The following is an 8,105-nucleotide window of genomic DNA, read 5'->3' as shown; positions in this document are numbered from 1 at the left end:
GCTCGGCATGAGGTCTTGCCGGTAACGCCCCTGCCGAGCATGGCTCGGCACTACCTTGGACATTGCCGGTAAAGCCTCATGCCGAGCATGGCTCGGCACTACCGGTCATCTCTCAGGCGTTGCCTTCACCGCCGGCCAACACACGATGCCAGCCCTCCACGCCCAGCTTGTCCAGCGTGGCGATGTTGCGCTCGACGATCACATCCGGGTCCGGGAACGCGGCCACCGCCCGTTCCACGCTGTCTTCGCGCAGCAGGTGCAGGGTCGGGTAGGGCGAACGGTTGGTGTAGTTGCTCACATCATCGGCGGCAGCACCGGCGAATTGGTACTGCGGATGGAAACTGGCCACCTGCAGGATGCCCTGCAGATCCAGCGCTTCCACCGCCGCGTCGGCGTTCTCCAGGAAATCGTTGTAGTCCAGGAAATCTTCCAGCACGTCCGGGTGGATGATCAGCGTGGTGTCGATCTGCTCGGCCGGGGTGTCGCGCAACAACACCAGCTCTTCGGCCAACTGCTCCAGCAGCGCCTCCGGCGTGGTCGCATCGCTGAGCACGAAGCGTACCTGCTGCTTGACGTAGACCGCCTTGGCGAACGGGCACAGGTTCAATCCGATCACGGCCTTCTCCACCCAGTTGCGGGTGACGGCGATGGGATCGATGGCGGCTTCTTCGTTCATGGCTGGCGCTCGGGCTGGCAGGGCAGGCGATTGTAGTGGTCATCGACGCAGGCTGCCGTCTTGCTGTCATCGCGATGGCGTTCACTGTCCACAAACTGGACACCGTGCATTGTTGGAATTCCCATGCTTTCAGTGGCTTGCAAGGATCTTGCCGAAGGCTAATAGGCAGTTGCCGGGCGCAGGTATTCAATGTCGGCACAGACCACGCTAGGAGTACAGGCAATGGCAGAACAGGTATTTCTTCCCCCCGCGTTGTGGGCGGGCAAGCAATTTGATGGTCAATGGCAGACCGGTGGCAGCCAGCAGGACGTGATCGAGCCGGCCACTGGCAAGGTGCTCGGCAGCATTGCGATGGCTGACCCGGCGCAGATCGCGCGCTCGGCCGCAGCCGCCGCCAAGGCGCAGCGCGACTGGGCCAACGCGCCTTATGAAACACGCGCGCAGGTGCTGCGTCGCGCCGCGCAGCTGGCCGATGAACACGCCGCCGAGATCATCGATTGGCTGGTGCGTGAGTCCGGTTCGACCAAGCTCAAGGCTGGCTTCGAGAACAAGGTCAGCACCAGGGCCCTGCAGGAGGCCGCGGCACTGCCCTCGCGCAGTGTTGGCGAGATCCTGCCGTCGGCCTCGGGGCGGCTCAACCTGGCGCGGCGGCGTCCGCTGGGTGTAGTGGGCGTGATCTCCCCGTTCAACTTCCCCTTGTACCTGGCGATGCGGGCGGTGGCACCGGCGCTGGCGCTGGGCAATGCGGTGGTGCTCAAGCCCGATCCGCGTACCGCTGTGTGCGGTGGCTTCGTGATCGCCCGTCTGTTTGAACTGGCAGGGTTGCCAGCTGGCGTACTGCATGTACTGCCCGGTGATGGCGCAGCAGGTGCGGCGCTGACCAGCGACCCCAATATCGCCATGATCCAGTTCACCGGTTCCACTGCTGCTGGCCGCAAGGTGGGTGAAGCAGCCGGCCGGCACCTGAAGAAAGTGTCGTTGGAACTCGGCGGCAAGAACGCGCTGATCGTGCTCGACGATGCCGATATCGATCTGGCCATCGCCAATACCGCCTGGGGCGTCTACCTGCACCAGGGCCAGATCTGCATGGCCACCGGTCGCGTGCTGGTCCAGCGTGGCATCTATCCGCAGTTCCTGCAGAAGCTCATCGCCAAAGCGCAATCACTCACTGTCGGTGATCCGGCGCTTGCCGATGTCGCCCTCGGCCCATTGATCAACGCGCAGCAGCGCGACCACGCCGCACGCGTGGTGGCCGAGGCTGCAGCAGCCGGTGCAACGCTTGAAACCGGCGGCAGCTACCAGGATCTGTTCTTCGAGCCGACCGTGCTCAGTGGCGTGGACAAGACCAATCCCGCCTTCCGTGCGGAAATCTTCGCACCGGTGGCGGTGGTGGTGCCGTTCGATACCGATGAGGAAGCCGCAGCGCTGGCCAACGACACCGAGTACGGCCTGTCGATGGCAATCGTCTCCAGCAATGTCGGCCGTGCCCTGAAGCTGGGTGAGCAGCTGCACACCGGCATCCTGCACATCAACGACCAGACGGTGAATGACGAGGTCATCAATCCGTTTGGCGGTGTCGGTGCCTCTGGCAATGGCAGCAGCATCGGTGGCCCGGCCAACATCGAAGAGTTCACCCAATGGCAATGGTTGACCATCAAGGGCGAAGCCCCGGCCTATCCACTTTGAACAGGAGAAACCCATGAGTGCATCTGCAGAACTGCGTGACATCACCGTGGCGGTGGTGCGCGAGAAGGAAAAGCCTTTCACCATCGAGAACGCCCGCATCCGTGGACCCAAGGATGACGAGGTACTGGTGCGTGTCGTTGCTACCGGGCTGTGCCACACCGATCTGATCGTGCGCGACCAGTATTACCCGGTGCCGTTGCCGGCGGTGCTCGGCCATGAAGGTGCGGGTGTGGTCGAAGCGCTGGGTCCGGGCGTCAAGGATCTGAAGGTCGGCGACCATGTGGTGCTCACCTACGGTGCCTGCGGGCACTGCAATCCGTGCAGCGGTGGCCATGGTGCGTACTGCAAGGATTTCTTCGGCCTGAACTTCGGCGGTGGTGAACTGGATGGCAGCACCGCCATCCAGGACCCGCACGGCCAGCCGTTGCATGACCACTTCTTCGCCCAGTCCTCGTTTGCGACCTACGCGCTGAGCCAGGAGAACAATGCGATCAAGGTGCCTGTCGACGCGCCGTTGGAGCTGCTCGGCCCATTGGGCTGCGGTATCCAGACCGGTGCCGGTGCGGTGATCAACTCGCTCAAGGTTGGCGCGGGCAGCAGCTTTGCGTCCTATGGCGCGGGTGCGGTCGGCCTGAGCGCGGTGATGGCCGCACGCGTGGCTGGCGCGACCACCATCATCGCCATCGACGTGGTGCCATCGCGGCTGGAGTTGGCCAAGGAGCTGGGTGCCACCCATACGATCAACAGTCGCGAAGTGGATGTGATCGAGGCGGTGCGTGCCATCACCGATGGTGGTGCTGACTTCGCGCTTGAATCCACTGGGCGTCCGGAGGTGTTGGCCCAGGGTATCGAGGCGTTGGGTGGGCTTGGTGTGATGGGTGTGGTGGGCGCGCCCAAGCTGGGCACGAAGGCCGAGTTCGACGTCAACAACCTGCTGCTGGGCGGACGCAGCATCCGCGGCATCGTCGAAGGCGACAGTGTGCCCAAGGTGTTCATTCCGCAGCTGGTACAGCTGTACCAGCAGGGCCGCTTCCCGTTCGACAAGCTGGTCAGGTTCTATCCGTTGGAGCAGATCAACCAGGCGGCCGAGGACAGCACCAAGGGCATCACCTTGAAGCCTATCCTCAAGATCGGTTGATGGAACAAACCATCGCGGGCCAAACCGGTCCGCGATGGCGATTCAGTCAGCGAGCGAGGTGTAGGCTGGGCGCAGTTGTCTGGAGGACGCCCATGGCCACCACGCTCGTGCAACAGCAGCAACGCCTGGCAGCAGCGCGGCAGCGTTTTGCTGAAGGGGGTAGTCTGCCTGCGCAGTTGCTGGCACCGGCCGTGCTGCGCTCCTGGGAGCGGTCGCGGCAAGCGGGTGTGCGCCCGCAGCAGGCGCCGCAGTACTCATCGCTGGCGCAACGCAAGCTGCGCCTGGACGATCCGGCCGACCGCTTGCTGGCACGTTGCGTGCGGCAGGACATGGATGATCTATGGGCAGCGTTCGGCGGCCGCCGCTGGACCCTGTTCTGCGTCAACCGTGATGGCCTGATCATCGCCCAGCGCGAGCACGGTCTTGGCGATGAAGCGATATTGCGGCCGATCCAGGTCGGCCGGCGTGTGCGGGAGATCGAGATCGGCACGACCGCACCGTCCTGCGCACTGGCAGAGGATGCGCCAGCGCTGGTACGTGGCAATGAGCATTACCTCGATGAGTTTTCGCAGGTTTATTGCCTCAGCGTGCCGCTGCACGGTGCCGATGGCGAAGTGCTGGGCGCGCTGGATATCACCGGCATCGGTGAGCGCGACAGCGAGCTGCTGCGTGGCTATTTCCGCCAGGCCGCGTTGTCTATCGAGAATCAGCTGATCCAGCAGCAGCGCGATTGCCATCTATTGGCGGTGCAGCACGACGCGCGCTGGTTGGGCACGCCGCTACAGGGCGTGTTGGCGGTGGGCGAGGACGGCCAGCTGCGTGCTGCCAACAGCGTGGCACGGCGCATTTTCGGCCTTCCGCGGAATGGCGTATTGCCGTTGATGACCCTGGATGGCGTGTTCGCCGAAGCCAGCGTGCACCAGCGTCGTCGCCTGTTGCAGGCCGGGCCGGTACATCGGGTGCCGCTGCGTGCGGACAGTGCCTTGCAGGTGCAGTACCTGCGCGGGCCGGTGCGCGCGCGGGCCAGTACTCAGGCTGTGGCAGCGGTGAGTTCGTTGCGTGTGCAGGGTGTACAGGCGGTGCATGAAGCGGTGGCGGCGCATGCTGGCAACCTCAGCGCGGCAGCCCGGCAACTGGGTATTTCGCGCACCACCCTGTACCGCAAGTTGCAGCAGGCCGGTTGAGCCTGCTGCAACGGGGTTACATCAGTCGCGGAAGTTGTCGAACTGCAGCGGCTGTTCGAAGTCGCTCTTCTTCAGCAGCGCCATCACTTCCTGCAGGTCGTCGCGCTTCTTGCCGTTGACGCGCAGCTTGTCACCGTTGATCTGGGTGTCGACCTTGATCTTGGATTCCTTGATCTTGGCGGCGATCTGCTTGGCCAGCTTCTGCTCGATACCCTGCTTGACCGTCACCTGCTGGCGCGCGCCACCCAGGTTGGTCTCGATGTCGCCGAATTCCATGCAGCGGAAGTCGATGTTGCGCGCGGCCAGGCGCTGCTTGAGGATGTCGGACATCTGCTTGAGCTGGAAATCGGTAGGCGCGGTGAGCTTGATCAGCTTCTCGCCATCCTGCTCGAAACTTGCCGCCACGCCCTTGAAATCGAAGCGGGTGGACAGCTCGCGGTTGGCCTGGTCGATGGCGTTGGTCAGCTCGTGCTTGTCAACTTCGGATACGACGTCAAAGGAAGGCATGGGCCTGCTCCAATCAGAAAACAGCAGCCATTCTAGGCGATTGATGGCGCGGGCATGACGCGGGCAAGGGTTTCTTGCGTGTCCGTGCGTGCTGCCAGGCAGCCATCGCTGCCTTCCTCACAACCCCAGGCGCAGCTTCACCTCAGCCGCAATCCGGGTTGTCTCGCGCAGCGGTTCAACCGCCGCGCCCAGATCGGCATCAAACGCAGCCAGCCCATCCAACAGGCGGCCGCGCTCACGCAAGGTCTGCTGGAAGCAGGCCATCCGTTCCTGCGCGCGCGTACCCAGCAGCACGCCCACCGGTACCCGGGTGGCGCAGGCTTCCGACAGCAGGTTGACCGAGTCCGGCGTGCAGACAATGCGGTCTGCCCAGCCCAGCAGCCCGGCATAGGGGTTGGAGCCATCGCCGCCATCGGCCCAGATCACGCCGGGCACATCGTCGAAGGCACGCAGCAGGGCGGCCGTCACCGCGCGCGGGGTACGCCGCGAGGTGGTGGCCAGCACGCTGCCGCCTTCGGCGCGGATGCGTGCAGCCAGCTGCTGGAACAGCGGCTGGATGTCGCTGTCCTGCCACGGCGCGTGATCGGTGGGGCCGCCAACCAGCAAGGCGGTGCGCGGCCCCGGCAGTTGCTCGAAGCTGGAGAACGCGGCCCGGCCCCAGGCCAGCCAGTCATCGCTGACCGGGTTGAGGCTGCCCAGCAGGGTGAGCACGTTGTCCGCGCGCAGGCGGTCGTGCTCGGGCACCACCAGCAGGTCCCAGTGGCGCGGCGGAATACGCGGGTCGAGGATCTGCACGGTGCGGGTGCCACGCTGGCGCAGCACCCGCAGTGCGCCCGCAGCCTGGCGGCCGCACCCAATCGCCAGCGCCGGTGTGTTGCCGGCCAGCTGCGCGAACTGCGGGCCAAAGCCCCGTGCTGCGCCCGGTAGCAACCGCGGCGACAGCCAGCGCCAGGGCGCCTGTGGCTGCAGCTGCAGGCGTTGCTGGCCGCCAAGGCCCAGCGCAGACGCCAGCGCCACCGCCTGGCGCACGTTGCCGGCGCGGCCGTCGGTGATCGTCCATGGGAGCGTCGATCGTTTCGCGTATGGCATTAATTCGTTTCAGTAAGGCTGGGTGTTGCAACAGCCAGAGGGCTCTACACTGAGGCCTCTGATCGGCGTGTCATTGTCCGGGGCCGACCCGTGCAATGTCACGACCGTAGCCAATTCACCACGGAGTTTCCATGTCCGACATCTTCAACGATGCCGCGCTTGACCAGCTGTTCCGCACCGCCCGCACCCAGAACACGTTCCAGGACCGTCCGGTCGAGGACAGCCAGCTGCGCGCCCTGTACGACCTGCTGAAGTGGGCACCCACCTCCGCCAACGCCAGCCCGGCGCGCTTCGTGTTCGTCAAATCGGCCGAAGCCAAGCAGAAGCTGGCACCGGCCCTGTCCGAGGGCAACCTGGCCAAGACCCTGGCTGCCCCGGTCACGGCGATCATTGGTTTTGATCTGGATTTCCACGAGAAGCTGCCTTACCTGTTCCCCCACACCGACGCCAAGGCCTGGTTTGACGGCCCGCGCGAAGGCCGCCACGAGGCTGCGTTCCGCAACGGCAGCCTGCAGGGTGCCTACCTGATCCTGGCCGCGCGCGCGCTGGGCCTGGATGCCGGCCCGATGTCGGGCTTCGACCCGGCCAAGGTGGATGAAGCGTTTTTTGCCGGCACCGCCATCAAGTCCAATTTCCTCGTCAATCTGGGCTATGGCGACCCGTCCGGCATCTTCCCGCGGCTGCCGCGGCTTTCCTTTGACGAAGCCGCGCGCATTGCCTGATTGCTGAAGTGTTCCACGCGGCGTCCGTCACACTGGCTGACACCGTGCTTGTTGAAAATAATCCCGTCTATCACCTCCAAGGAGAGATCCATGTCCGCTATGACCAAGTTGCTGCTCCCGCTGGCCCTGGCCGCTGCCATCACCGCCTGCTCCAAGCCGGCAGACACCGCTGCCCCGGCTGCCGCCCCGGCCGAAACCGCCGCTGCCCCGGCTGATGCCGCTGCTGCCGCCCCGGCTGCCCCGGAAGCCGCTGCGATCCAGATCGCCGCCGGTACCTACAAGCTCGACCCGACCCACACCGACGTGCTGGTGCAGTGGAGCCACATGGGCTTCTCCAACCCGAGCGCACACTTCGGCAACGCGGATGGCACCCTGGTGTACGACGCCGCTGACGTGGGCAAGTCCAGTGTGGAAGTGACCCTGCCGCTGTCCGGCTTGAACAGCTTCACCGCCAAGTTCGACGAGCACCTGCGCAGCGCCGATTTCTTCGATGCCGCCAAGTTCCCGACCGCTACCTTCAAGAGCACCAAGGTGGAAGCAGCCGGCACCAACAAGCTGACCGTGACCGGCGACCTGACCGTCAAGGGCATCACCAAGCCGGTGGTGCTGGACGTGACCGTCAACGGTGCCGGTGAGCACCCGATGGCCAAGGTGCCGTCGGTCGGCTTCGATGCCACCACCACCATCAAGCGCAGCGATTTCGGCGTGGGCGCCTACGCCCCGGCCGTCAGCGACGACGTCAAGATCCGCATCACCACCGAAGCCTCGATCCCGAAGGCCGAGGAAGCTGCCGCCAAGTAATCGCGCCAGCGGTTTCTTCGCAGCACGCAGTAAACGCAAAGGCCCGCCATTGGCGGGCCTTTGTCGTTAGAAGCCCCTCTCCCTCCGGGAGAGGGGTTGGGGTGAGGGTAGGCGAAAGCGCGTCAAGCAAGCCGCTACACGGCTTCCTGGCCTTTGTAGGAGCGGCGTAAGCCGCGAAGCCGATACATCATCAGTTGGCAAAAATGCAGATGGCTTCAATACCGTCAGCTTCGCGGGGTTCGCCGCGCCCCCCAACCCGGGCGGAAGCCAGCCGCGCGGGGCTGCCGGGCGGGGGCGTTTAA

Annotated in this window: 8 protein-coding genes; 5 read left to right on the top strand and 3 right to left on the bottom strand. The window is 64.9% G+C overall.

All coding sequences use genetic code 11. The features are described from left to right. Window positions 1-112: 112 nt before the first annotated feature. Window positions 113-676, bottom strand: coding sequence for a DUF1415 domain-containing protein (locus tag QMX78_RS18505; protein WP_282272301.1), 564 nt, complete (start codon window positions 674-676; stop codon window positions 113-115). Window positions 677-898: 222 nt separating this feature from the next. Here QMX78_RS18505 and QMX78_RS18500 point away from each other — a divergent pair, with 222 nt between their 5' ends. From QMX78_RS18500 to QMX78_RS18490, 3 genes are all read left to right on the top strand, one after another. After that, a complete protein-coding gene (locus QMX78_RS18500) occupies window positions 899-2,362 on the top strand; it encodes a benzaldehyde dehydrogenase (RefSeq protein WP_282272299.1) in 1,464 nt (487 codons plus the stop codon). A 13-nt stretch (window positions 2,363-2,375) separates the two neighbouring features. Then, window positions 2,376-3,500: an NAD(P)-dependent alcohol dehydrogenase gene (locus tag QMX78_RS18495; RefSeq protein ID WP_282272297.1), complete on the top strand. Its 1,125-nt coding sequence runs from the start codon at window positions 2,376-2,378 to the stop codon at window positions 3,498-3,500. A gap of 92 nt (window positions 3,501-3,592) precedes the next feature. Continuing rightward, window positions 3,593-4,684 (top strand): helix-turn-helix domain-containing protein, encoded by a 1,092-nt coding sequence (locus QMX78_RS18490; RefSeq protein WP_282272295.1) that lies wholly within the window; start codon window positions 3,593-3,595, stop codon window positions 4,682-4,684. Window positions 4,685-4,705: 21 nt separating this feature from the next. Here the strand turns inward: QMX78_RS18490 and QMX78_RS18485 are convergent, their stop codons facing one another. Further along, window positions 4,706-5,191 carry a YajQ family cyclic di-GMP-binding protein gene (locus tag QMX78_RS18485; RefSeq protein WP_282272294.1) on the bottom strand — a complete coding sequence of 162 codons (486 nt, stop codon included), beginning with the start codon at window positions 5,189-5,191 and terminating at the stop codon, window positions 4,706-4,708. Window positions 5,192-5,308: 117 nt separating this feature from the next. Further along, complete coding sequence (locus QMX78_RS18480) at window positions 5,309-6,280, bottom strand: mitochondrial fission ELM1 family protein (RefSeq protein ID WP_282272293.1); 972 nt, start codon at window positions 6,278-6,280, stop codon at window positions 5,309-5,311. A 131-nt stretch (window positions 6,281-6,411) separates the two neighbouring features. Between QMX78_RS18480 and QMX78_RS18475 the strand changes: the two genes are divergently transcribed. Then, on the top strand, window positions 6,412-7,002 hold the full coding sequence (locus QMX78_RS18475) for a malonic semialdehyde reductase (protein ID WP_282272292.1): 591 nt from the start codon (window positions 6,412-6,414) through the stop codon (window positions 7,000-7,002). A gap of 90 nt (window positions 7,003-7,092) precedes the next feature. Continuing rightward, window positions 7,093-7,803 (top strand): YceI family protein, encoded by a 711-nt coding sequence (locus QMX78_RS18470; protein ID WP_282272291.1) that lies wholly within the window; start codon window positions 7,093-7,095, stop codon window positions 7,801-7,803. Window positions 7,804-8,105 lie beyond the last annotated feature (302 nt).

This window comes from Stenotrophomonas sp. PS02298 (genome assembly GCF_029959445.1).
Lineage (GTDB): Bacteria > Pseudomonadota > Gammaproteobacteria > Xanthomonadales > Xanthomonadaceae > Stenotrophomonas.
Note: the sequence above shows the minus strand (reverse complement) of the source record. Positions and strands in the feature narration are given on the sequence as shown.